The sequence below is a fragment of the Streptomyces sp. DSM 116793 genome (genome assembly GCF_057320905.1).
Map to the genome: position 1 here is coordinate 5,624,912 of NZ_CM170494.1, position 24,784 is coordinate 5,649,695.

General features: G+C 72.9%; 19 protein-coding genes. 12 read left to right on the forward strand and 7 right to left on the reverse strand.

Annotated elements, in window-relative coordinates; all coding sequences use genetic code 11:
• The first annotated feature begins 9 nt into the window (after positions 1 to 9).
• Positions 10 to 1,863, forward strand: coding sequence for a GMC oxidoreductase (locus ACSMXW_RS22090; protein WP_485808214.1), 1,854 nt, complete (start codon positions 10 to 12; stop codon positions 1,861 to 1,863).
• Between the two features lie 184 nt (positions 1,864 to 2,047).
• Here ACSMXW_RS22090 and ACSMXW_RS22095 read toward each other — a convergent pair whose 3' ends face one another.
• The 3 genes from ACSMXW_RS22095 to ACSMXW_RS22105 all read right to left on the reverse strand — a co-directional run bounded on the left by ACSMXW_RS22095 (position 2,048) and on the right by ACSMXW_RS22105 (position 5,590).
• Positions 2,048 to 3,604, reverse strand: coding sequence for a hypothetical protein (locus tag ACSMXW_RS22095; protein ID WP_485798669.1), 1,557 nt, complete (start codon positions 3,602 to 3,604; stop codon positions 2,048 to 2,050).
• Between the two features lie 587 nt (positions 3,605 to 4,191).
• Entirely contained in the window at positions 4,192 to 4,560 is a 369-nt protein-coding gene (locus ACSMXW_RS22100) for a chorismate mutase (RefSeq protein ID WP_485798671.1), read from the reverse strand.
• 265 nt (positions 4,561 to 4,825) lie between these two features.
• The gene (locus ACSMXW_RS22105; RefSeq protein WP_485798673.1) at positions 4,826 to 5,590 is read right to left on the reverse strand and encodes a PadR family transcriptional regulator; all 765 of its coding nucleotides are present in this window, start codon (positions 5,588 to 5,590) and stop codon (positions 4,826 to 4,828) included.
• A gap of 133 nt (positions 5,591 to 5,723) precedes the next feature.
• Between ACSMXW_RS22105 and ACSMXW_RS22110 the strand changes: the two genes are divergently transcribed.
• The 6 genes from ACSMXW_RS22110 to ACSMXW_RS22135 all read left to right on the forward strand — a co-directional run bounded on the left by ACSMXW_RS22110 (position 5,724) and on the right by ACSMXW_RS22135 (position 12,927).
• Positions 5,724 to 6,287 (forward strand): hypothetical protein, encoded by a 564-nt coding sequence (locus tag ACSMXW_RS22110; protein WP_485798675.1) that lies wholly within the window; start codon positions 5,724 to 5,726, stop codon positions 6,285 to 6,287.
• Positions 6,288 to 6,591: 304 nt separating this feature from the next.
• Positions 6,592 to 8,175, forward strand: coding sequence for a glutamine-hydrolyzing GMP synthase (gene guaA, locus ACSMXW_RS22115; protein ID WP_485798677.1), 1,584 nt, complete (start codon positions 6,592 to 6,594; stop codon positions 8,173 to 8,175).
• Between the two features lie 591 nt (positions 8,176 to 8,766).
• Positions 8,767 to 9,831, forward strand: a complete 1,065-nt coding sequence (locus ACSMXW_RS22120) for a helix-turn-helix domain-containing protein (protein ID WP_485798678.1) — start codon at positions 8,767 to 8,769, stop codon at positions 9,829 to 9,831.
• Positions 9,832 to 10,549: 718 nt separating this feature from the next.
• The gene (locus ACSMXW_RS22125) at positions 10,550 to 11,818 is read left to right on the forward strand and encodes a hypothetical protein (RefSeq protein ID WP_485798679.1); all 1,269 of its coding nucleotides are present in this window, start codon (positions 10,550 to 10,552) and stop codon (positions 11,816 to 11,818) included.
• Positions 11,815 to 12,009 (forward strand): SDR family oxidoreductase, encoded by a 195-nt coding sequence (locus ACSMXW_RS22130; RefSeq protein WP_485808215.1) that lies wholly within the window; start codon positions 11,815 to 11,817, stop codon positions 12,007 to 12,009. The genes ACSMXW_RS22125 and ACSMXW_RS22130 overlap by 4 nt, the downstream gene beginning before the upstream one ends.
• A gap of 291 nt (positions 12,010 to 12,300) precedes the next feature.
• Complete coding sequence (locus tag ACSMXW_RS22135) at positions 12,301 to 12,927, forward strand: DoxX family protein (protein WP_485798680.1); 627 nt, start codon at positions 12,301 to 12,303, stop codon at positions 12,925 to 12,927.
• Between the two features lie 85 nt (positions 12,928 to 13,012).
• Here the strand turns inward: ACSMXW_RS22135 and ACSMXW_RS22140 are convergent, their stop codons facing one another.
• Complete coding sequence (locus ACSMXW_RS22140) at positions 13,013 to 13,267, reverse strand: hypothetical protein (protein WP_485798682.1); 255 nt, start codon at positions 13,265 to 13,267, stop codon at positions 13,013 to 13,015.
• Entirely contained in the window at positions 13,254 to 14,669 is a 1,416-nt protein-coding gene (locus ACSMXW_RS22145) for a PspC domain-containing protein (protein ID WP_485798684.1), read from the reverse strand. The genes ACSMXW_RS22140 and ACSMXW_RS22145 overlap by 14 nt, the downstream gene beginning before the upstream one ends.
• Before the next feature lie 528 nt (positions 14,670 to 15,197).
• Here ACSMXW_RS22145 and ACSMXW_RS22150 point away from each other — a divergent pair.
• The 3 genes from ACSMXW_RS22150 (at position 15,198) to ACSMXW_RS22160 (ending at position 20,826) form a co-directional block, all read left to right on the forward strand.
• On the forward strand, positions 15,198 to 16,490 hold the full coding sequence (locus ACSMXW_RS22150; RefSeq protein ID WP_485798686.1) for a PspC domain-containing protein: 1,293 nt from the start codon (positions 15,198 to 15,200) through the stop codon (positions 16,488 to 16,490).
• Positions 16,487 to 17,365 carry a LuxR C-terminal-related transcriptional regulator gene (locus ACSMXW_RS22155; protein WP_485798687.1) on the forward strand — a complete coding sequence of 293 codons (879 nt, stop codon included), beginning with the start codon at positions 16,487 to 16,489 and terminating at the stop codon, positions 17,363 to 17,365. Before ACSMXW_RS22150 ends, ACSMXW_RS22155 begins: the two co-directional genes overlap by 4 nt.
• 407 nt (positions 17,366 to 17,772) lie before the next feature.
• Positions 17,773 to 20,826, forward strand: coding sequence for a Tn3 family transposase (locus ACSMXW_RS22160; protein ID WP_485798688.1), 3,054 nt, complete (start codon positions 17,773 to 17,775; stop codon positions 20,824 to 20,826).
• 78 nt (positions 20,827 to 20,904) lie between these two features.
• Here ACSMXW_RS22160 and ACSMXW_RS22165 read toward each other — a convergent pair whose 3' ends face one another.
• Complete coding sequence (locus tag ACSMXW_RS22165) at positions 20,905 to 21,750, reverse strand: ABC transporter permease (RefSeq protein ID WP_485798690.1); 846 nt, start codon at positions 21,748 to 21,750, stop codon at positions 20,905 to 20,907.
• Positions 21,747 to 22,655, reverse strand: a complete 909-nt coding sequence (locus tag ACSMXW_RS22170) for an ABC transporter ATP-binding protein (RefSeq protein ID WP_485798692.1) — start codon at positions 22,653 to 22,655, stop codon at positions 21,747 to 21,749. Before ACSMXW_RS22170 ends, ACSMXW_RS22165 begins: the two co-directional genes overlap by 4 nt.
• Before the next feature lie 133 nt (positions 22,656 to 22,788).
• Here ACSMXW_RS22170 and ACSMXW_RS22175 point away from each other — a divergent pair, with 133 nt between their 5' ends.
• Together ACSMXW_RS22175 and ACSMXW_RS22180 are read left to right on the forward strand one after the other, a co-directional pair.
• On the forward strand, positions 22,789 to 24,042 hold the full coding sequence (locus tag ACSMXW_RS22175) for a sensor histidine kinase (protein ID WP_485798694.1): 1,254 nt from the start codon (positions 22,789 to 22,791) through the stop codon (positions 24,040 to 24,042).
• Positions 24,039 to 24,698, forward strand: a complete 660-nt coding sequence (locus ACSMXW_RS22180; RefSeq protein ID WP_338894540.1) for a response regulator — start codon at positions 24,039 to 24,041, stop codon at positions 24,696 to 24,698. Before ACSMXW_RS22175 ends, ACSMXW_RS22180 begins: the two co-directional genes overlap by 4 nt.
• Positions 24,699 to 24,784: the final 86 nt, after the last annotated feature.

A 24,784-nucleotide genomic window follows, 5' to 3' on the forward strand; every position in this document is an offset into this window, starting at 1 on the left:
CCCGCCACCGTGGAGAGCGAGGCCCACGACTACGACGTCATAGTCGTGGGCTCCGGCTTCGGCGGCTCCGTGACCGCCCTCCGCCTCACGGAGAAGGGCTACCACGTGGGCGTCCTGGAAGCCGGCCGCCGCTTCACCCCCGAGACCCTGCCCCGCACCTCCTGGGACCTCAGGAACTACCTGTGGGCCCCGGCCCTCGGCCTCTACGGCATCCAGCGCATCCACCTGCTGGGCAAGGTGATGGTGCTGGCCGGCGCGGGCGTCGGCGGTGGCTCGCTGAACTACGCCAACACCCTCTACGTCCCCCCGAAGGCGTTCTTCGACGACCCGCAGTGGAAGGACATCACGGACTGGCAGGACGAACTGCGCCCGTACTACGACCAGGCGCAGCGGATGCTCGGCGCCCGGCTGAACCCGACGATGACACCCTCGGACGTGCACCTGAAGGCGACGGCCGAGGCCATGGGCGTCGGGGAGTCCTTCCACATGGCGCCGGTCGGGGTGTTCTTCGGCGACGGCAAGGACGGCGAGGACGGCGAGGACGGTAAGGACGGCGAGGACGGCAGGGACGGCGAGGACACAGCCGGCACCGTGCGGACGGCGCCGGGCGCCGAGGCGCCCGACCCGTACTTCGGCGGCGCGGGCCCCGCACGGCGTGCGTGCACCGAGTGCGGCGAGTGCATGACGGGCTGCCGGCACGGCGCCAAGAACACCCTCACCGAGAACTACCTGTACCTCGCGGAGCGCGCCGGAGCGGTCATCCACCCGATGACGTCGGTCGTCGCGGTCACCGAGGACCCGCGCGGCGGCCTCGCGGTGCGCACCGTGCCGACCGACCGGCGGCGCAGGGGCGTCGGACGCACGTTCCGGGCCCCGCGGGTGGTGGTCGCCGCGGGTACGTACGGCACGCAGACGCTGCTGCACCGGATGCGCGACGAGGGCCTGCTGCCGCGGGTCTCCGAGCGCCTCGGCATGCTCACCCGGACCAACTCCGAGGCCCTGGTGGGCGCGCAGACCGACAACCGCCGCTACCGCATGCGGCACGGGCAGGAGAAGGTGGACTTCACCCGGGGCGTGGCGATCACCTCGTCGATCCACCCGGACGAGAACACCCACATCGAGCCCGTCCGGTACGGCAAGGGCTCCAACGCGATGGGCAGCCTGACGATCGTCCAGGTGCCCTACCGGCCCGGGAAGCGGGTCCGGGGCTGGCTGGGCAACCTGGCCCGGCACCCGTGGCTCGCGGTGCGTTCGCTGTCGAACCGGCGCTGGTCGGAGCGGACCATCATCGGCCTGGTGATGCAGTCGCTCGACAACTCCCTGACCACCTACCGCAAGCGGGCGGGCCTGGGCAAGGGACTGCTGACGGCACGTCAGGGCCATGGCGCGCCGAACCCGGACCAGATCCCCGAGGCGACGCTCGCGGCCTCGCTGCTGGCGGAGGAGATAGGCGGTTTCGCCGGCTCCAACGTCGGCGAACTGATGGGCACCCCGCTCACGGCGCACTTCCTCGGCGGCTGCCCGATCGGCGACTCGTCCGAGACCGGCGTCATCGACCCGTACCACCGGCTCTACGGGCATCCGGCGATCTCGGTCGTGGACGGCGCCGCGATCTCGGCGAACCTGGGCGTCAACCCGTCGCTGACCATCACGGCGCAGGCCGAACGGGCGATGTCGTACTGGCCGAACAAGGGCGAGGACGACCCCCGCCCCGCCCAGGGCGAGCCCTACCGGCGGCTCCCACCGGTGGCCCCCAGGTCCCCGGCGGTGCCCGCGGACGCGTTCGGCGCGCTGAAGCTGCCGTTCCTGGGGATGCCGGAGGTGCCGCGCAAGGAGTCGCAGGTGCCGGGCAAGGGGGTGTGAGGTCCCGTCCGCCGTTCCCGGTCGGCCGTTCGCTTGTTGATCGTTGGCCGTTGGCCGTTGGCCGTTGGCCGTTGACCGTTGGCCGGTCCGGTCGGCGCGTGTCCGCGGTCGGTGCGGCCGAAGGGACCTGCGCCCCCCTCCTGGCGCAGGTCCCTTCGTGCACCGCGCCGGGACGCGGTGGTCCTCAGGTGCGGTCGGGGCCGTCCGGGGTGCGGGGCTCGCCGGTGTCCTCGGCCGGTTCGCCGGTGTCCTCGGCGGAGTCGGTGTCGGTGCCGGCGTCGGTGTGGGCGACTGGAACGGTGTCGGTGTCTGTGTCGGTGCCTGTGCCGGTGTCGGCGTCGGAGCCGGTGTCGGGGGCGTCCTCGGGCCTTGTGGGGCTTTCGGTGCTTGCGGCGTGGGTGTCCGGGGGGCCCTGGGTGCTTGCGGTGCTCTCGGAATCTGCGGTGGTGTCAGCGACGGGGGTGGCGGTTGCTGCGGCCGTTGCTGTCCCGGCGGCGGTGACGTCCTCGTACGCGTCCCCGTCCTCGTCGCCCACCGGGCCGAGGGCCGCCTGGGCGGCGGCGCGGCGGCGGGCGAGGTAGAGCGTGACGGCGCCGATGAGTATGGCGAGGGCGCCGATGAGCCCCATGATGGGGACGGCCTCGGACGTGCCGGTGGCGGCCAGGCTGCCGGTGACCGGGCGCGCGTAGACACCGCCCTGGGGGTGGCTGCCGTCGTCGTGCCGCGGCATGGGCTTCTCACCGGTGGGCTTGGCGTCGTCGACCGGGCCGGGCCGGCTGCCGGCCTTGAGGACGGTGAAGTCGTAGGTGTCGCCGTTGAGGTTGCAGGTGGTGCCGTGCCCGGCGTAGACGGCGGTGCTCAGCGCGAAGGCGGCCCCGGGCGGGGCCTGGGCGGCGACGTCGACGCGGAGCTGGAGGTCGACGTGGGCGTTCTCGTCGAGACGGGGGACGAGGGCGACGAAGGTGCCGGTGTACGGGTGGCGTTCGGCGCCGTCCTGGTAGAAGTCCTGGTAGGCGTCGGTCCACCGGCCCGTCGCGGGGTCCTTGAACTGGAGCCGGGCCAGGTCGAGCTGGAGGGAGTCGCCCTCGTTCACGCCCGTCGCGTACTCGGTGAAGCTCTGGACGTAGATGTTCCTGAGCTCCGCGCCGGTGTGGTTCGTCACGGAGAAGACGAAGGGGTGCCAGCCGGAGCCGGCGACGATCCTGCCGGGCAGGCCGCTGACGTGCACCGAGAGGGCGTCGTCGGGGACGAAGTCCGTGCACTGGCCGGGAGACCAGCCGACGCCCGGCTGGGTCTGCGTGCCGGCCTTGCCGGGGGCGCCGGTCTCACCGGAGGGGCTGGGCGTACCTGGGGCGCCGGTGCCGCCGTCCGGGACGGGGTCGTGCGGTCCGCCCGGGGAGCCGGTGGGGCTCGGGGTGGGCGCTCCGGTGCCGGCGGGTGCCTCGGGGCTCCCCGGCGGGGGGCCGGCGGGACCGGTGGAGGGGTCCGTGGGTATGCCCGTGGGCGGGCCGGGGGGCGGAGGGGTGCCGGTGCCGGTGCCGGCGGGCGGCTCGGCCGGCGGGCCGGAGGGGGTGGCCGCGGGGCCGGCCGGGGGTGCGTCCGTGCTCGGCGCGGAGGGGGTGCCGCCTGCCGCGGCGTCGGCCGATGCCGTGGGTGCGGCCGCCGACAGCAGCGCGATCGGGCCCAGCCCGGCCAGCGCGGCCACGGTGGCCGTGGCGGCGATGGCTCGGCGAAGCTTCATCAGGACCTCGGAAATGTCCGGTGTGCTGCGGTGACTCAGCACACGGGTGGGGGGTGCCTCCGCGGAGGGGGCGGGTGCGGCCGTCGATTATGCATTCATGACCTGCAGTTCCTGTGAATGGTTGCCCATGAACTCACGTATTTCTCATGTGACATACGTCACTTAAGGTAGTCATGGGGGATGGCCGTCATGGCCGAAAATCGCCGCTCGGCGGTCTGGTGCGCCGGCCCGGAGGGTGCGGGGTGGTGGCCGCGGGGCGGCTGCGTGCGCGGGGTTCGCCGGCCGGCTCCGGGCGTCCCCGGAGCCGGCCTCTCTGAAGTGACCGGGCTGCTGTCCCCTGCCGCCCGGTCACACATCCGGAGCGGGGTCCCACGGCGCACGGCACGACCCGTGCGTCCTCCCGCTCCGGAAGGGCCGTACACATCTCTCGCGGGCCGGCCCCGGCCGGCGCGGACACCGGTACCAACGAGGCTCCGGCGGGGGCGGTCACGGGCCGTACGGGTGAGACGGTTCCGTGCGGCGCTGTGCGGTTCCGTGTGGCGCCGCTCCGTGCGGCTGCCTACGGCTTCGCGTGGGGCGGGGAGGGGTCAGACGCGGCCGCGGCAGAGTTCGAGCAGGGTCATGGCGAGCGAGGTGCCGGGCTTGCCGAGGGCGTCCCTGTAGTGGGTGAGGACGGCCATCTCCCGGGAGAGGTTCACCCGCCGGCCGCCGGAGGCCATCCGGGACTCCTGGATAACGGTCGAGACCGCCATGCGCTGCTGGACCAGGCCGATGATCGCGTCGTCGAGCGCGTCGATCCGGGCCCGCGCCTCGGTGATCACCTCGGCGGCCTCGGGCGTACGGGCGCCGGTGGCGTCGGGACTGCCGGGAGTGTCGGCTCCGGTGCCGCCGGTTCCGGTGCCGCCGGTTCGTGTGGTGGTGGTTCCTGTGGTGCTGGTTCCTGTGGTGGTGGTCATGTGCGGGCTCCTCTGTGGTGCGAGTCGGGTACGGAGGTGCCCTGGGCCAAGGCCCGGGACCACGCACAGGCGCCCCGGACCTTTCGGCCCGGGGCGCCTGGGAAGTCGCTTGTCGATGGATCAAGCAGCACGACCATGGCAGCCGGTGGGCCGGTTGCCATAGGTAAAGCGGAAGCTGTGCTGCTGGGTCACGGGAACAGTATGCCGGTACGGCGACGAGCCCGGTCAAGGCGGGGCCCTGTCGCGTGCGGGGTCACGCGTCCCGTCACGCGCCACGGCCCGCGCGGTCGCGGCTGGTGGACGGGGCGGCGGGGTCGCGGTCGCGGTCGCCGAGGTGGTCGCCGGCGTGGCCGGCCGGCGGTGCGCCGCCGTCGCGAGCGCCGCCCCCCGTCATGGACCCGCCCACCGCGCCCTCGGTGCCCTCCCTGCCCTCAGTGCTCTCGCCGTCCCCGGCTTCCCTGGCGTCCCCGCCGTCCCCGCCGTCCCCGCCGTCCTCGCCGTCCCCGCCGTCCTCGTCCGGCCCGAGCTGCGCGGCCGCCCACTCTGCCCACGCCCTCTCCATCGCGGCCAACCGCAGCCCGTACTCCAGGGCGATGCGGCCGTTGACGGAGAGCGAGCCCTCTTCCTGCTCCAGGACGTCCTTCAGCCGGGAGAGGCGTTCGTGCTCGGTCGCCGCGAGTGCCGCGCGCTCGTCGAAGAGCCCCCTGGCCTGCCGGGTGGTGGTGACGTCCAGGAAGAACACCTTCAGCAGCAGCTCGCTGCGGCGGGGCTGGGGGCGGTGGGGCTCGGCGAGCCAGTCCCGCAGCTCCGTGAGGCCCTTCTCGGTGAGCGTGTACTCCTTGCGCCGGCGCGGCCCCTCCGCGGACACGTCGACCAGCCCGGCCTCGGCCATCCGGCCCAGCTCGCCGTACATCTGACTCTGGGTGGCGGGCCAGACGTTCGCGAGCGAGCTGTCGAACAGTTTCATCAGGTCGTACCCGCTCGCGGACCGGCTGGCCAGGAGCCCGAGCAGGGCGTGGCGAAGGCTCATGACTCCACCTTATCCCAAGGTTGACATGTCGCTAGTGACCTCATAGCTTGCACATGTCACTGTTGGAATATAGCCGTGACCATCCGTTCGAACACCGGTTGAACACCGGCCCGTCATTTCCGGGGGGACCCTCATGACCTACCTGCGCGGCTTCGTCCCGTGGATCGCCTTCGCCGCGGTGTCGGCCGCCGGCTGGCAGTGGGGCGCGCTTGCCGGACTGGTCCTCGGGATCGTGCTGCTCCTGGCCGACCGCGGGAAGGGGGTTCCCCTGGCCGCGCTGATCCTGGAGATCAGCACCGTCTGCTACTTCGCCGCCCTGGCGGCGTTCGCCTTCGCCGTCCCGGGCTCCCCGGTGGCCGGCTACAGCGGGGCGCTCTCGTTCTGCTGGCTGGCCGTGACCGCCTGGGGCACGCTCGCCGTCCGGCGCCCCTTCACACTCGGCATCGCCCGCCGGTCCACGCCGCGCGAACTGTGGGACACACCGGGGTTCCGCCGGGTCAACAACGTGATCACCACCGTGTGGGCCACCGCCTTCGTGCTGACCGCCGCGGCGGTGGGCGCGTGCGACGCGTTCGACGCGGGAGCGGGCCTCGGGATCACCTGCCAGGTCATCGGTTTCGCGCTCCCCGCCGCCTTCACCGCCCGCTACCCGAAGATCGTCCGTGCCCGGTACGCGGCGGCGACCACCACACCGTGATCCCACGCTGAGCGCGCCCAGAGCGCGCCCACGCAGCGGACCCGCGCGTCTTTCGGCCCCACCGGGGAGTGGCCGGGCACGAGACCGCACGGGGCCGGAGACCGCAAGGGGCCTGAGACCGCAAGGGGCTGGGCGAAGCCGGGAAAAGGGCGCGCCGGAACGGTTCCGGCGGGGTTGTCCACAGGCCCGGGGAGCGGCTGACGGGCACCGTTAGAATCGAGGCACAGACACATTTCGCAGCGTCCGGTCCCGGCCCAGCCGGAACCGTCCCGCGTCCGTTGCCCCATGCCGGAAGGCCGCACCCGTGCCCTCAGCGTCCCCCGCCGCCACCCCCGACACCGTCCTGGTCGTCGACTTCGGCGCGCAGTACGCCCAGCTCATCGCCCGCCGCGTACGCGAGGCGCGGGTGTACAGCGAGATCGTGCCCAGCACCATGCCGGTCGCCGAGATCCTCGCCAGGAAGCCGGCGGCGATCATCCTCTCCGGCGGCCCCTCGTCGGTCTACGCGGAGGGCGCCCCCAGTATCGACCCCGCGCTGTTCGAGGCCGGCGTCCCCGTCTTCGGCATGTGCTACGGCTTCCAGCTGATGGCCACCACCCTGGGCGGCACGGTCGACAACACCGGCGCGCGGGAGTACGGCCGCACCCCCCTCACCGTCTCCAAGCCCGGCTCCACCCTCTTCGAGGGCACCCCCGCCGAGCAGACGGTCTGGATGTCGCACGGCGACGCGTGCAGCGCCGCCCCCGCCGGCTTCGCGGTCACCGCGTCCACGGACCTCGTCCCCGTCGCCGCCTTCGAGAACGACGAGCGCAGGCTGTACGGCGTCCAGCACCACCCCGAGGTGATGCACTCCACCTACGGGCAGCAGGTCCTGGAGCACTTCCTGTACCGCGGCGCCGGCATCGAGCCGTCCTGGACGACCGGCAGCGTGATCGAGGAGCAGGTCGCGGAGATCCGCGCCCAGGTCGGCAGCAGCCGCGCCATCTGCGGCCTGTCCGGCGGGGTGGACTCCGCGGTCGCCGCCGCCCTCGTGCAGAAGGCCATCGGCTCCCAGCTGACCTGCGTCTACGTGGACCACGGCCTGATGCGCAAGGGCGAGACCGAGCAGGTCGAGAAGGACTTCGTGGCGGCCACCGGCGTCCAGCTCAAGGTCGTCGACGCCCAGGAGCGCTTCCTGACCGCGCTCGCCGGGGTCTCCGACCCCGAGCAGAAGCGGAAGATCATCGGGCGGGAGTTCATCCGGGTCTTCGAGCAGGCCCAGGCCGAGATCGTCGCCGAGGCACCCGGTGACCACCCGGTCGAGTTCCTGGTCCAGGGCACCCTGTACCCGGACGTCGTCGAGTCCGGCGGCGGCACCGGCACGGCCAACATCAAGTCCCACCACAACGTCGGCGGCCTCCCCGACGACCTGGAGTTCAAGCTCGTCGAGCCGCTGCGGAAGCTGTTCAAGGACGAGGTGCGGATGGTCGGCGCCGAACTGGGGCTGCCCGACGAGATCGTGCACCGCCAGCCGTTCCCCGGCCCCGGGCTCGGCATCCGGATCGTCGGCGAGGTCACCCGGGAGCGACTCGACCTGCTCCGCGAGGCCGACGCGATCGCCCGCGAGGAGCTGACCGCCGCCGGGCTCGACCGCGACATCTGGCAGTGCCCGGTCGTGCTCCTCGCCGACGTCCGCAGCGTCGGCGTCCAGGGCGACGGGCGGACCTACGGCCACCCCATCGTGCTGCGCCCCGTCTCCTCCGAGGACGCCATGACGGCCGACTGGTCCCGCCTGCCGTACGACACCCTGGCCAGGATCTCCACCCGAATCACCAACGAGGTCGCGGAGGTCAACCGCGTCACCCTCGACATCACCAGCAAGCCACCGGGCACCATCGAGTGGGAGTGAGGGCCCCGAGCCCCCACAGGGGCGCGGGGAACTGCGCGATCAGGCCCCACCGGCGGTTGGCCGGGTACGAGACCGTAGGGGGCTGGGCGGAGCCCGGATGAGGGGCGCGGGGAACTGCGCGATCAGGCCCCACCGGCGGTTGGCCGGGTACGAGACCTCAAGGGGCTGGGCGGAGCCCGGATGAGGGGCGCGGGGAACTGCGCGATCAGGCCCCACCGGCGGTTGGCCGGGTACGAGACCGTAGGGGGCTGGGCGGAGCCCGGATGAGGGGCGCGGGGAACTGCGCGATCAGGCCCCACCGGCGGTTGGCCGGGTACGAGACCTCAAGGGGCTGGGCGGAGCCCGGATGAGGGGCGCGGGGAACCGCGCGATCAGGCCCCACCGGCGGCTGGCCGGGCACGAGACCTCAAGGGGCTGGGCGAAACCCGGAAGGGGCCGCGGGGAACCGCGCGAGCACTCCCACCCACCGGTGGACCCCCGGGGCGGCACCCCAGCCCACCGACCGGCCGGGACCCGCCTTGTCCCGCGATTGGCAGTCTGCCAGCGTGTCCGTGCCGAAGACACACCGTGGCTGGGGAGAGGGGTGGCCGCGTGGCCGCTGCGCCGGATCCAAGGGGAGCGGGGACACCGACCGCGTTCGTGCTGCGCATGCGCGCGCTGAAGGACTGGTCCGGACTGACATACCGGCAACTCGCCGCGCGCGCCGAGGAGCACGGCGACATCCTGCCGTCCAGCACCCTTGCCAGCACGCTCGCCCGCCGCTCACTACCCCGCAGGGAGGTCGTGGCCGCGTTCGTGCGGGCCTGCGGGGGCGACGCGGCGAGTGTGGCGGTCTGGCTGCGCGTCCACGAGGAGATCGCATCCGGAGCCGTGGGCGCACCCGAGCCCGCCGGAGACCGTTCCGGCGCCGGTGAGCCGCCGGGGGCGGGGGACGACGGTGCCCCGGCCGACGCCCCGACCGACCTCCTCGTCGGCGGATCGGAGCGTTCCGGCGGATCGGGCGCCCTGCTCGGGGCGTGGCCCGGGGCACTGCGCCGGGCGTGGCGCGGGTGCGCCGCACGGCTCGGTGCCAGGGGCCGGCTGGGCGCCGCCGCCGGACTCGTGGCGCTCGCCGCCGCCGTGACGTACGGGGTGGTCGCGTTCTCCGGCGGTGACGGCGCCGGGTCCGGCGGCGAGGGGCCGCGGGCCGGGACGTACCGGATACGCGCGGTCGGCTCGCCCTACTGCCTGGCCGAGGAGGACGGCCAGGACTCGGGCGCCGTACGCCAGCTCGACTGCGCCGGCAGCATCCCCACATACGAGGTGCAGCCCGCGGAGGGCGGCGGGTACTGGATCCACCCCCTGCACCCGGTGATGGGACCCGGCTGCCTCGGCGTGCGGAACGGCAGCAGGGCGACCGGTGCGCCGATGGAGGACGACTACTGCGGGCACCGCGGCCTGGGCGAGAAGTTCCGCTTCCAGCAGGCCCCGGGCCAGGACGGCGGGTACCGCATCCGGCCGATGCACACCGACGCGTGTGTGACGGTGCCCGGTGCGTCGGGACGCAAGGGGGTGCAGGTGATCCAGATGCCGTGCGGCGGGGGTGAACGGGGGCAGGTCTTCCGCTTCGACCCCGTGCCGTCGCCCACGGGCATACCCTCGGCCCCCGACGACTGACCGCACCGCACCTCCCCGTCCCCGTTTCGTACCCGTGCGACTTCCGCAGCCGTACGAACCGCCGCGGGCCGCCGCAGCCCGGGGCCGGTTCCCCCGTGGCCCCGGGCTCCGGCACCCGTCCTTCCCCCGTTCTCCCCCGTGTGCCGCCCCGGCCGGGTCCGACGTGACCGTCGTCCCCGTCGACCGTCGTCCCCCCCGTGACGGCCCGGCCGGGCGGCACGTCCCAACTGTTCGGTGCGGGGCCGTGGCACGCAAGGCCGTTCGGGTGTTCCGAACAGGGTGACCGGGGTGACCTGCGGGTTCTCCGCTGTTCCGAACAGCCGCGCCAGGCCCGGGAAGAGGGACGCGGAGAACCGCGCGACAATCGCGACGGCGCGCCGCACCGGTCCGACCGGCCCGGGAGACACCGCGGCGACACGTCCCCCACTGTCTTGAGGACGCGGGAGATGCCCCCGGGGCGCCGCGCCGGGCGCGGTCGGGTGGCCGTCGGTCAACACGGGGCGCGGACGCGTCACCCACCGGGCATCCGTCCCGGACGGACCTGTCCGCCGATCCACCCCGCCGGTACGGCACAATCCCTGGGGTCCGGGAGTTCACGGGCGCCCGCACGGCCCAGCCCCATCGACGGCCGAGTCCCGCACGGCGGGCCCGCGTGCGCCCCCGGGTCAACCCTGAGCGGTATCGACGGCGTCTGAGGCGCGGAAGGCGGAAGTGTCGCGTGGCGGTGCAGGAGGCGGAGCAGGGCACGCACGAGGGTGGCTGCACATGCGGCGACTGCCCGCACGGGGCGCGGGAGGGGCACCGGCGCGCGGTGGCCGCGTTCCTCGCCAAACGCGATGAGTTCGCGCAGGGCAAGGGCCTGCCCCCGGCCGTCGCGCACTCGGCCGGTGCCTCCCGCCAGTGGGTCTCCGACGAACTGACGCAGTCCGCGGGCATGGTCGCCGAGCGCAGCCGGGCCGAGGGCGAGGCATGGACCGCGTCGCTCTGGCCGCGCACCCTGTGGGCGGTGTGGGCCGGCGCGCTCGTGCTGCTCCTGGTGCAGGCGCTGACCGCGATCGGCGCCGGCTGGACCACCGCCCGTACCGCCGGACTGCTCGCGGCGGTGGTCGTGGGCGCGGGCCTGACCGCGGCGGGTTGGCTGCACCGGGCGCGCGGCGGCGTCCTCGCGCCCATGATCGGTGAGGACAACCGCCTCTCCACCTCGCGCGCCGTCGCCGCCTGCTGGGTGCTCCTCGCCGTGTACGCGGTGCTGGTTCTCGCCGGGGAACTGGCCGGGGCCTCCGGGCACCGGGAGCGCGACGCCCTGATCGACGGCCTCGACCTGGCCCGCGGCGCCGGGGTGGTCACGGTGGTGGCCGTGGTGTGCGGGGTGGCGGTGCTGGTGCGGCGTGTGGTGTCCCTGCGTATCCGCGCACAGCGGCTCCAGAAGGTGCGCGCCGACCGGCCGCGCGCCGCCGACCTGCTCACCGACGACGCGGGCCGCGCCGACTTCGCCGACACCCAGTATGTCGTGATCACCGCCGTGGCCCTGGTCTTCACCGCGGTGCGGCTGGCGCGCCGGCCCGAGCAACTGCCGGACGTGCCGTGGGGCCTGGCGCTGCTCGTGCTGGTCTCCGCGGCCACCTACCTCGCGGGGAAGTACGCCGAGGGCGGCCGGGCGGTGATCCTCTCCGTGGTGCGCGCCCGGGAGGCCGGCGACCTGGACGGGCCGATCCGCACCGGCGACGACATCGAGATCCGCGGCGCCGGCTTCGTACCGCCCGGCGCACAGGGCGCGGACCGGCTGGCCCGCACGGTCGTCCGCATCGGCAGCGTGCACGTGCACGTGCCGCTGGTCCCCGTGCCCGGCGGCTTCAGCAACCCCTCCGACACCGTGCTCACGGTGCCCGTGCCGGTCGACGTCGAACCGGGCCGGGTCGAGGTCCAGGTCGTCACCGCGGCGGGCACCGAGACCAATACCTGCACGATCGACGTCACCTCCGACTGAGAGCCCCCACAGCCGACCGCGGCGGACCGGGGTGGAACACTCGGGCCGTCCGCGCCGCCGCCGGAGCGACCACTCCCCTCGGCCGCTTCGGCACCGCCGAGGAAGCCGCCGCCTCGGCCCTCTTCCTGATGGCCGACAACTACGTCACCGGCCAGGTCGTCACCGTCGACGGCGGCGAAACCCTCGCCTGACCCGGCCCCCGCTTCCGGCCGGCCGTCCGCCCGGGCACCCGCCGTCCGCCCGAGCACCCGTCCGCCCGAGCACCCGGCCGTCCGGGCACCCGGCCGTCCGAGCACCCGGCCGCCCGCCGCGGCGCGGGCCGTCCGCCGGGGCGCGGGCCGCATGCGGGGATGCCCGCGCCCCGGCGCGCGCACCGAACTCCTCCCGTACCCGATGAGCGATACGCCCGACCCGTCCGTATCCCTTGTGGAAGGCTGAACCAACCTGACGGCGTATGCCGGTGTGAGAGGTGGCAGAGACCGATGGCTCACGAATGGCGCGCGGACGCACAGCGGGGATACCTGGGGGAGGGGGACGATGCCCAAAAGAGCCGCACCGGCAGAGGCCGCGGCACCGGAGCGGCCGGTTCCGCCGGCGCCGTCCGTGCCGTCCTGGACGCCGGCGCGGTGCGCCCGCTGTCCGTCGTCGCCCTGCTGCCGCTGCGCCTCTTCCTCGGCATCACCTTCGTCTACGCCGGCCTCGACAAGCTCACGGACAGCTCCTTCCTGGCCGCCTCGGGCGCCGGTTCACTCGGCGACACGATGCGCGCGGTGCGGGGCTCCGCGGCCATCCCGGGCCTGGTCGACCTGGCCCTGAAGAGCCCCGTCGGCTTCGGCTACGCCATCGCCTTCGGTGAGCTGGCCGTGGGTCTGGGCGTGCTGTTCGGCCTGTTGTCCCGGGTCGCGGCGGTCGGCGGCGCGCTGATCTCGCTGAGCCTGTGGCTGACGGTGAGCTGGTCGACCACGCCGTACTACTACGGCAACGACCTGGTGTACCTGATGGCGTGGCTGCCCCTGGTGATCGCCGGTACCCCCGTCCTCTCCCTCGACGCCCTGATACACCGCGCCCGCGAACGCCGCGCCGGCGCCGGCGCGCCTGCCGTGCCGTAGCCGGCCCGCCCCCGCGCGCCGTCACGCCTCTGCTGTAGGGGGTTGACCCGTGCCCGCGGAGTGCTCCTCTCCCCGGCCGGGGCGGCTACGCCGTCGTGGTGTCCGGCCCGTCCGGCGGGGGGACCGGGCGCCGGGAGGCCGCGCGGCGCCGCCCGCGGCGGACCGCGTACGCGAGGGTGCCGGTGGCCCCCGCGAGGCAGAGGCCGCCGACGATGATCGGCACCATCGCGAACCACGGGACCTGCCACAGACCCCGCGCGTCGCCCCCGAAGGCGACCGCGGCGCCCGTCAGGAACGCGCCGACGACCAGCTTCCCCGGCTGGAACTCATGCCGCGGCACGGCTCACCTCCGCCTGGCCTATACCGACTTCGAGATGCAGGTCCAAGGTGCCCCCGGAGGCCCGGCCGCTCTGCGGGGGCAGCGTCACCCGCCTCTCCTTGTCGGGAGCCACGTCCACGTCCTTGGGGTCCTCGCCGGGCAACTGGATGTCCCCGAGGCCCACTTCGATGTGCAGCCGGACGGTCGTGTCCCGGGGGACGACGACGTCGAGGCGGCCGGCGCCCACCGCCGCGTGCGTCCGCAGGGTGTGGCCCCTGGCGACGGCTATGCGGCTCAGGTCGAGCGTGCCCTCGCCGGAGCCCAGCTCGTAGTGGGGGCCGACCCGCGCGGCGGTGGAGGGGGCCCAGGTGTGGTGCATCCAGTCGGTCGTGATGTCCTTCGGCAGGGCGGACGAGCCGGCGAGCAGCGCCGCGGTGAGCACCGCGAGCACCACCGAGCCGGCGCCGGTCCTGCCCACCAGCGCGCTGAGGCCTATGCCCAGGCCGAACACCCCGAGCGCACTTGCGAGACCGGTCTGCAGACTGGTGCCCAGCGCGTCGGAGTGCCAGGTCAGGCCCGTGCCCAGGCCTCCGGCGGCCAGCGCGAGCAGGAACACCCACCCGCCGATCCAGCGCCGGCCGCCCCCCGCGGGCCTCCGCGGCGGACGGAGGCCGACCTCCCAGCGGGAGGTGCGGGCGACGCTGCGCGCGCTGCTGTCGCCCAGGTCCACCGGGCCCCAGAGGTAGCCGGTGCCGCCGACGTGCGTGCCGTCCTTGACGATCGGGTCGCGCCACCAGGAGGGGAAGGAGGCGGGCGCGGGCGGCGCCGTGGCCTCCGGAGGGGCGTCCGCGGCGGCCTGCGCGGCCAGCGGGTCGGGGTCGGGGGTGCCGCGCTGGCGCGACCAGTACACCGCCCCGGCCAGCAGCAGGGTGAGCGTGATGCCGAAGATGAGCACGTCGCTCCTGCCCAGCAGCGACAGGAACAGGCCGCAGCCGACCAGCGCGAACAGCACCGCCGTCAGCGCCGGGCCGTCCACGCGGCCGGAGAGCAGCCTGCGGGCCTCGTTCTCGTCCTCCCCCTCGAAGGGGACGAAGAGCCAGGCGAAGCCGTAGAAGATCAGACCGATGCCGCCGGCCACCGACAGCACCGCGAAGCCGATCCGGAAGATCACCGGGTCCAGGTCGCTGTGCCGGCCGAGGCCGGCGCAGACGCCGCCGATCAGCTTCTGCGCCGGGTCGCGGCGCAGGGCGCCCGGAAGGACACCGGACGAGCTGGCGCCGCCCTGACCCGGGCCGCCCGGGCCTCGTTCGCCCCGCTCCTGCCCGCCCCGCCGCGGCTGGTCCGGCCCCGGCGCTCCCGGGCGCGGCTCGTCCGGGCCCGGATCAGGGCCCGTGCCCGGCGCGGCATGCTGCTGATCCTTCATGCGTCCATGGTGACGGCCGCGGGCGCGGTACGGCAGTCGGGGCGACCCTGGCCGATCCCTGATATCTGCCCCGAGACCGGCTCCGGGGTCATACCCGGCGGAGGGCGCCGCGTCAGGGGTGGGGGCTGGGTATACGTGCGGCTTCGCGGCGTAGAGGTGCGGCTTCGCGGCGTAGACGTGCGGCTCCGCGGCGCGGGCGCGAGCAACGACGGCGTGCCTGCGGTGCGTCGCCGGGCCGGGCCTCTTGCGGCCTCGTGTCCCGCCGGTGGCCGGTGGCGGGTGGCGGGTGGCCGGTGGCGGGTGGGCCTGGGCCCGCCGGGGAGCGGGGGACTGCGCGGGCAACCGCGACGTGCCCGCGGTGGGCCGCCGGCACGAGCCGCTTGCGGTCTCGTGCCCGGCCACCGGCCGGTGGGGGCTTGTCGTGGAGTTCCCCGCGCCCCTGACGGGGCGCTGCGCGCCCATGATCAGGGGTCTCTAGGGGTTCCACCCTGATGACCGCTGTCAGGGGGGCATGTGACCATCGATGCCATGCCGGAAGCCGCAGCCGTCACCGCCGAGGAGCCACGGCCCCCGCGCAAGCTCTACCGCAGCAGCGACGGACGCCTGCTCGGCGGAGTGGCGCGAGGGCTCGCGGGCCACCTCGGGCTGCCGGTGATCTGGGTGCGGATCGTCTTCGTCGGCCTGGCCACGGCGCACGGTTTCGGCGCCCTGCTGTACGCCGCGTTCTGGTTCTTCGTCCCGCTCGGCGTCGGCGGAGTGGACGACACACGGCCCCCGGTCTCCGCCGAGCGAGGCCGCGACGGCCGCCGCGGCCTCGTCGCCCGCAGGCCGGACGGCGGTCAGATACTCGCGCTGCTCGCGATGGTCGTCGTCGCCGGGGTCTTCGTCGTCAACGTCGACCTGGGCGGCCCCGCCACCGTCTACCTGCTGCCGATCCTGCTGGTCGGCGCGGGTGTCGCCCTGGTCTGGCGACAGGCGGACAACGCCCGCAGGGCCCGCTGGATGGAGGTCGGCCGCCGCCGCAGGACCCTCACGCTGGTCCGCTCCGCCGCGGGCGTCGTGCTGGTCGTCGCCGGGGTCACCGGCATCTTCGTCCTACAGGGCTCCGCCGAGCACCTGGGCTCCGTGCTCCAGGCCGCGCTCGCCGTGATCGTCGGCATAGCGCTGCTCGCCGGCCCCTACCTCGTCCGCATGATGCAGGATCTCTCGGAGGAGCGCCTGATGCGCATCCGCGCCCAGGAGCGCGCCGAGGTGGCCGCCCATGTGCACGACTCCGTGCTGCACACCCTCACGCTGATACAGCGGAACGCGGAGAACGCGAGCGAGGTGCGCCGCCTCGCCCGCGCGCAGGAGCGCGACCTGCGTGCCTGGCTCTACAAGCCCGCGGGCGCCGGCGCACCGTCCGAGGGCGACCAGGCCGCCCCGGACACCCTGGCGGAGGCCGTGCGGCGCAGCGCGGCCGAGGTGGAGGACAAGCACGGTGTGCCCATAGAGGTCGTCGTCGTGGGGGACTGCCCGCTGGACGAGCCGCTGTCCGCGCAGATGCAGGCCGCGCGGGAAGCCATGGTGAACGCCGCCAAGTACGGTGGCCAGGGCGGTGCGGTGCAGGTCTTCGCCGAGGTGGAGGGGAAGTCCGTGTTCGTCTCCGTCCGGGACCGCGGCCCCGGCTTCGACCTGGACTCCGTACCAGCCGACCGGATGGGCGTACGAGAATCGATCATCGGCCGTATGCAGCGCCATGGCGGCACCGCCCGCCTCCGTGCGGTGCCGGACGGCGGCACGGAGGTCGAGCTGACGATGGAGAGGGCGGAGACGTCATGAACGACGCGAGCGAGCGGGGGGCCGGCGGCGGGACACCGCCCGGCCCGGGGGTGCCGGCGGGCGCGGGCGGCACGGCGGCGGGGAGCCCGTCCCCTGTCCGGGGCACTCCAAAGGCCCCGCCCACTCCGGGCGGCAGCCCCGGGACGCCGGGCCCGCGGCAGGCCCCCGAGCAGACGGGCGGCTCCGGGCAGGGACAGGCGGGTGACCCGGCGGACCGCCGGGCGCGTGTCGTGCTCGTCGACGACCACCGGATGTTCCGCACCGGCGTGCAGGCCGAGATCGGCCGTACGGACCTCACGGGCGTGGAGGTGGTCGGCGAGGCCGCGGACGTCGACCAGGCGGTGTCCGTCATCACGGCCACCCGCCCCGAGGTCGTCCTCCTCGACGTGCACCTGCCGGGCGGCGGCGGGGTGGAGGTGCTGCGCCGCTGCGCCCCGCTGATGGCCGACGCCGATCACCCGGTGCGCTTCCTCGCGCTCTCCGTCTCCGATGCCGCGGAGGACGTCATCGGCGTCATCCGGGGCGGCGCCCGCGGCTACGTCACCAAGACGATCACCGGCGCCGATCTGGTCGACTCGATCTTCCGCGTCCAGGAGGGCGACGCGGTGTTCTCGCCGCGCCTGGCCGGCTTCGTGCTGGACGCCTTCGCCTCCACCGACGCCCCGCCCGTCGACGAGGACCTGGACCGCCTCACCCAGCGCGAGCGCGAGGTGCTGCGCCTGATCGCCCGCGGCTATGCGTACAAGGAGATCGCCAAGCAGCTCTTCATCTCCGTCAAGACGGTCGAGTCCCATGTCTCGGCGGTACTCCGCAAGCTCCAGCTCTCCAACCGCCACGAGCTGACCCGGTGGGCAACGGCACGACGGCTCGTCTAGAGCGACGGCACGACGGCTCGTCTAGGGCACGTCCAGGGGCGCCCCAGGGGCCGGACGGGAGCGTGGCCGGGGCGGCAGGAGCGGTTCCAGCCGGCCGGGCGCGGCGGTCCCGGGCGGCCGGGCGCGGTGCCCACGCGGGCCGCGGTGCCCAGGCGGGCCGCGGTGCGGCGGTCCGGATGGCCGGTGGGGTGGCCGAAGCGGCTCGTGGCTCGTACGGCGGCCGAGTCCTGGCCGAGTCACGGCGAGCCCTTGCCGAGTCACGGCGAGCCGCGGCCGAGCCGGGGCTTGAGGAACATCCATGTCAGATCGTGCGCTAAGCCTTCTCGGTGTTGATTGACGCTTTGACCTGGGGTGATCGCCTGTCAGAGCCTTCGTGGGTCGCTGTTGTCGATCTTCGGAGAGTTGTTGTGGCGGTCGAGTTTCTGCCAGGTGAGCAGGCTGGGTACGGGGCATTTGTCGGGGTGCCGTCCCGAACCGAGTTGGAGCGGTACTTCTTCCTGGACGACACGGACAGGGAGGCGGTGCAAGCCAAGCGGCGTGCGCACAACCGGCTCGGGTACGCGGTCCAGCTCACGAGCGTGCGCTACTTGGGCCGGTTCCTGCCGGACCCGCGGCAGGTGCCGGAGGAGGTGGCCGAGTACCTGGCCGAGCAGCTGGAGATCGCGGACCCTTCATGCCTGAAGGAGTACGGCGAACGGGACGGGACGGCCCGCACCCACGCCGGGGAGATTCAGGAGGCCGGGGGCTGGCGGGACTTCGCCGAGGTCTCGGCCGAGCTGAGTGAGTGGCTGGACGCGCGGGCCTGGACGACCGGGGACGGGCCGAAGGCGTTGTTCGACGCGGCGGCGGGATGGCTGCGCGAGCGCAGAGTGCTTCTGCCCGGGGCGAGCCGCCTGTCACGGCTGGTGGGCAATGTCCGGGAGGTGGCGAACCAGCGGCTGTGGGACACCCTCTACGGGCTGCTGAGCACTGGCCAGCGAGCGGTGCTGGACTCGCTGCTGACGGTGCCTGCCGGTGCGCGGGTCTCGGAGCTGGACCGGCTGCGGCGCGGGCCGGTGCGGGTGTCGGGCCCGCAGATGAAGTGGTCCCTGGCCCGGGCAGAGGAGATCGCTGATCTAGGTATGGGTGCGCTGGACGTGTCGGCGATACCGCCGCGCCGGCTCGCGGAGCTGTCGCGGTACGGGGTGGACGGCAAGGCGACGCTGCTCAAGCGGCACAACGACGCACGGCGCCTGGCAACTCTGCTGGCCACCGCGGTGCACCTGACGACACGGGCGGTCGATGACGCCTTGGACCTGCTGGAGGTGCTGATCGCCACGAAACTGCTGGCCAAGGCCGAGCGGGAGACGGCCAAAGAGAAGATGAAGACCCTACCGAGAGTCGAGCGGGCCGGGGCGAAGCTGGCGACCGCGTTCCAGGTGGTCTTCGACACCACTGCCGAGCAGGTCGACACCGACACCGGGGAGATCAGTCCCCCGAAGGTGCAGACGCTGGCGGCGATGTGGGAACAGATCGAGGCGGTGGTACCGCGCAACGAGCTGGCCGCCGCGATCGCGGCACTGTTCGAGCTGACCCCGCCGCTGGACTCCGATGCGGATCAGGCATGGCGGGCGATGCTGGCCACCCGGTTCGGAACGGTGCGGCCGTTCCTGAAGCTCCTGGTCAAGGTCGTGGATTTCGGAGCGACTCCGGAGGGCGCGCCGATTCTGGCCGCTCTGAAGACGCTGCCGGAGCTGATGGGCCGCAAGAAGGTGGGACCTGCTGAGATCGACACCGAGCTGCTGGCCGGGTCCTGGCGGCGCCTGGTGCTGGCCTCGCCGAACCTGGAGCCGGGGACCGTGGACTGGAAGGCGTACGTGTTCTGTGTGCTGGAACAGTTCCACCGCATGCTGCGCCGACGGGAGATCTTCGCGAAGAACTCCTCCAAGTGGGGCGACCCGAGGGCGAAGCTGCTGGCGGGTGAGGCGTGGGAGCAAGCCAAGTCCACCGTCCTTGCGTCCCTGGGCCTGCCCGAGGAGGCGGGCGAACACCTGGCGGCGCGGGCCGCGCTGCTGGACGGTACCTACCGGGAGGTCTCGGGCCGTCTGCCGGAGAACGCGCAGATCTCTTTCGACGATGACGGCCGCCTGCACTTCGCCGCGTTGGAGCCGGAACCCGAACCGGCCTCCCTGCTCGACCTGCGGGCTGCGGTGAACACGATGCTGCCCCGCGTCGACCTGCCGGAGGTGCTGCTGGAGGTGTTCTCCTGGACCGGCGCCGACCAGGCGTTCACCTCGGTCACCGGCAGCGAGGCCCGGCTCAAGGACCTCCCCGTCACCATCGCGGCGCTGCTGGTGGCCCATGGCTGCAACGTCGGCTACACCCCCGTCATCAGCGGGGTTGACGCGCTGAAGTACGGGCGGTTGTCCCACGTCGACCAGACGTATCTGCGGCTGGCGACGTACCGCGCCGCGAACGCCACACTGATCGACACCCAGGCGGCGATCCCGCTCGCCAGTGCGTGGGGCGGCGGGCTGGTCGCCTCCGTGGACGGGATGCGGTTCGTGGTGCCGGTGCCCTCGGTCTACGCACGGCCGAACCCGAAGTACTTCGGGCGGCGGGGCGGTGCCACCTGGCTCAACATGATCAATGACCAGGCGGCCGGACTCGGCGGCAAGGTGGTGGCCGGCACCCCGCGCGACTCGCTGTATGTGCTGGACGTCCTCTACGACCGCGACGGCGGCAAACGCCCTGACATGATCGTTACGGATACCGCCTCGTACTCCGACATTGTCTTTGGCCTGCTGACTTTGGCCGGGTTCACCTACGCGCCGCAGTTGGCCGACCTGCCGGACCAGAAGATGTGGCGCATCGACCGCACGGCCAACTACGGCGCGTTCCAGGACGCGGCCCGCGGCCGGGTCGACCTGGTCCGGATCGAGCGGCACTGGGAGGACATCCTGCGGATCATCGGCTCGATCCACACCGGGTCCGTGCGGGCCTACGACGTGATCCGGATGCTGTCGCGCGACGGCCGGCCCACCCCTCTGGGCGACGCGATCGCGCACTACGGGCGCATCTCCAAGACCCTGCACATCCTGCGTCTGGCGGACGAGCCGGCCTACCGACGGAAGATCAAGGTGCAGGCCAACCTCCAGGAGGGCCGCCATGCGCTCGCCCGGAAGATCTTCCACGGCAAGGCCGGGCAGCTCTACCAGCGTTACCAGGACGGCATGGAGGACCAGATCGGCGCCCTCGGCCTCGTCCTCAACGCCCTGGTGCTCTTCAACACCCGCTACATGGATGCCGCCATCACCCAGCTCCGGGCCGACGGCTTCGACGTCCGCGACGAGGACGTGGCCCGCCTCTCGCCGTTCGTGCGACACCACATCAACATGCTCGGCCGGTACTCCTTCCAGCTCCCGGACCTGCCGGGTGGCCTGCGGTCCCTGCGTGACCCCGATGCCGTCGATGAGGAATAACGGTCGTCAACTCGTCATCCTGGTCGCGGCCGCCTTGGCCGGAGTGTCCGTACCCGGGCAGTTGGCCGACCGGCCCTCTCACTGGTCGCGCCGTTGTGCGCTGGTGACGGCGAGCACGGCTGCGGTGAGCGCCCACACCGCGTAGACAGTCCAGGCTCCGCCGGTCGTCCACGGGAAGTCGGTCTGGCGGGGGCCGACCTCCACGAGCCGCAACCACGCCTGGTAGAGCGTGGCGTGCCCGGCGACCGCCGACCAGTGGCGGCCCTCGGTGAAGACGATGGGCAGCACGAGGATGACCGCCACCGCGGCGATCATGGTGGCCGAGGTGTGCCTGATGACTGAGCCGATGGCCATGCCGACGACCGCGCACACGGGCGCAAGGAGGGCTGATGCCACTACGACACGCAGGGCGCCCGGGTAGCCCATCGATATGCCTGCGCCCCGGCCGTCGAGGATCGCCTGCGTCAGGCCGAACGAGGCCCCCGCGACGATCGAGCCGAAGACGGCGGCGACCGCGGTGACGACCACTGTTTTGGCGGCCATCACCGAACGGCGGTCCGGAACGGCCGCGAACGTCGTACGAATGGTGCCCGTGCTGTACTCGCCGATGATCGCGACGGCGCCGATGGCACCGAGGGCGAGCATCATGACCATGGCGGAGTTCGCCGTGAACGCCTCCTGCAGCGGAATTCCGGCCCGGACGTAGTCGGCCCGGTCCGCCGCGCTCCGCTCCGGCCAGTAGTTGTAGGTGTCGTAGGCGGTCCCCGCGTTGAACGCGATGACGGCCAGGGCGGTGGCCCCGTACGCGATCCAGGTCGAGCGCAGCGACCGAAGCTTGATCCACTCGGCGGCCACCAGGTCGTAAAAGCGGGCACGGGGTTCGTCGGCGCCAAGTCCGACAACGGGAGCGTACGTCGTGGTCACTGAGGGTCTCCTGCGAGGTATTGCACGCTGTCGGCAGTGAGCTCCATGAACGCCTCTTCCAACGAGGCGGACCGGGTGCTGAGGTGATGCAGCGGAATACGGTGCTCCATGGCGATCTCACCGATCCGGACCGCGGTCACACCAGTCACAGCAAGCAGGTCGCCCGCCGTGTCCACGGCCGCGCCCTCGGCCGTCAGCAGATCTCTCAGGACGGCAGCGGCCGGCGTACCCACCGTGATGCTCTGCCCAGTGCCGCGAGCGGAGAACTCCGTGAGGCTTTCCGCCGCGATCAGCTCACCGCGGCCGATGACGATCAGCTCGTCGGCGGTGTGCTCCATCTCGGACATGAGATGGCTGGAGACAAACACCGTGCGGCCCTCGGCGGCCAGACGCCTGAACAGGTCACGCACCCACCTCACGCCTTCCGGGTCAAGGCCGTTGAGCGGCTCGTCGAAGAGCAGTGCCGGTGGGTCACCGAGCAGGGCGGAAGCGATACCGAGCCGCTGCTTCATGCCGAGCGAGAATCCGCCGATGCGGCGCCGGGCGACCTCGGCGAGGCCGACCTCCCGCAGCACCTCCTCCACCCGGCGCTGCGGGATGCGGTTGCTGCGGGCCAGGGCGGACAGCTGCGCCACCGCGCTGCGCCCGCCGTGCACATCGTGCGCGTCGAGAAGGGAGCCGACATGACGCAGGCCGCGGGGCCGGTCGCGGAAAGGGCGGCCGTCGACGGTGACGGTACCGCTGGTGGGCTCGTGGAGGCCGAGGATCATCCGCAGCGTGGTGCTCTTGCCGGCGCCGTTCGGACCGAGAAACCCGGTCACCTGGCCGGGCCGCACAGTGAAGGTCAGATCTTTGACGGCCGTCGTGCCGCCGTATCGCTTCGTGAGCTCGTTGACTTCGATCACGGGGACAACGGTGCCGGTGGGCGACCCCGCCCGTAATCGGACCACCGATGACAATCGGAGAGGACGGGTGTCAACCCTGGTTGTACGGCCACGGTCGGATGTGCCGTCAGATGCAGGTGCCTACGATCAATGCATGTCCGCCTCACCGCCGCTGCCGTTGCCGTTGCTCAAACGCATACCGCCGGGCCTGTGGACGGCACTGGCGTGGTACGCGGCAGCAGTGGAACCCATCGTCGAGTACGTAGTGATGCCGCAAGTGCCGACGTACTCGCTCAACTACCCCCAGGACGGGCTCGACTCGCTCGGAGCCCAGGTGCTGCTCGCCGTCGCCTTCGTGCTGATCCTGGCCGGCAGCGCGGTGCTGCGCCGCAGGACCTCCGCCGCGTACGGTCTGGTGATCGTCGGTACGGTCATCTCGACGGTGGCCTGGCGGCAGGATGAGATTCCGCCCACGCAGTTCCTGGCCGTGGATATCGCCCTCTGCTACCTCGCAGCCACCCGGCCTCGGCGGAGCTCGCTCACCGCGGCCGCCGCAGCGCTCGGCACACTGGCCGGCTACCTCGTCCTGCGGTTGATCACGGGCGACGATTCCAGCATCGCGCAGGAGCCGTTCGTGGCCCTGACCGTGGTCATCGCCTGGCTCATCGGTAATTCGTCGTATCAGGCCCGGGCCCACAACGCAGAGTTGCACGCCCGGGCCGCTGCCGAGGCCGTCACCGCCGAACGGCTGCGCATCGCCCGTGAGATGCACGACACCGTCGCCCACAGCATCGGCATCATCGCCTTGCAGGCCGGCGCCGCGGCCCGGGTCATCGAAACCCAGCCGGCCAAAGCCCGCGAGGCGATGCTCACCGTGGAGATGGCTGGCCGCGAGACGCTGTCCGGGCTGCGAAGGATGCTCGGCGCGCTGCGCCAGGCGGACCACGATGAGGAACGCCAAGGCCGCGCGCACACGTCGGCGCCCCTGCGACAGGCCGCCGGCCTGGCGAACGTGGAACAGCTCGCCGCGACGACCACGGCCGCCGGAGTCCGCGTGGAGGTGCGGTGGCAGGGCAGGCGTCGCCCGCTGCCAGCCGACATCGACCTCGCGGCGTTCCGGATCGTCCAGGAGTCGGTGACCAACGCCGTACGGCACTCGGGTGCCGATTCCTGCCAGGTGCGCCTCGACTACCGCGCGGACGAACTCGCCGTCGAAGTCTCGGACCGAGGGAAAGGCGGCGGCACCAGCCCGGACACCGGATACGGCCTGATCGGCATGCGCGAGCGGGCCGCTCTGCTGCATGGCGATTTCACAGCCGGGCCCCGTCCCGGGGGCGGCTTCCTGGTAGCGGCCAGACTCCCGGTACCGGCCGGGACCGAGGCAGAAGCGAAGGCGGGAGCCAGATGACCATCCGTGTCGTGCTCACCGACGACCAGCCCCTGGTCCGGGCCGCCCTGCAGATGGTCATCACCGACACCGCTGACATCGAGGTGGTGGGCGAGGCAGAAGACGGCGCGGAAGCGGTACGACTGACGGAGGAACTCGCCCCCGACGTCGTCGTGATGGACCTTCGGATGCCCGGCATGGACGGCATCGAGGCCACCCGGCTGATCACGACGGGCACCGGCTCCACACGCGTCGTCGTCCTCACGACCTTCGACGACGACGACTACGTCTACGGGGCGCTGCACGCCGGCGCCTCCGGATTCCTCGTCAAGGACATGGCCCTGGACGACATCCTCGCCGCAATCCGGATCGTTGCCGCCGGGGACGCTCTGATCGCACCAGCCGTCACACGCAGGCTGATCAAAGAGTTCACCACCCGACCCGCAGCGTCACCGCCGCGGCGGTCGGAGCTCGACGGCATCACCGCCCGGGAACGCGAGGTGCTGACCCTCGTCGGCAGGGGCCTGTCCAACACGGAGATCGCAGGCGAGCTCTCCATCAGCATCGCCACCGCCAAGACCTACCTGACCCGCCTGCTCGCCAAGCTCAATGCCCGTGACCGGGTGCAGCTAGTGATCCTGGCCTATGAGGCGGGCCTGGTGGCAACATCCCAGTGAATGGACGGACTCCCCGCACAGCGAGCACCGGCGGACGGTGCGCGATCCACGCGAGTCCGATCCAACCCGGCCTGCCGTCAGTGCAC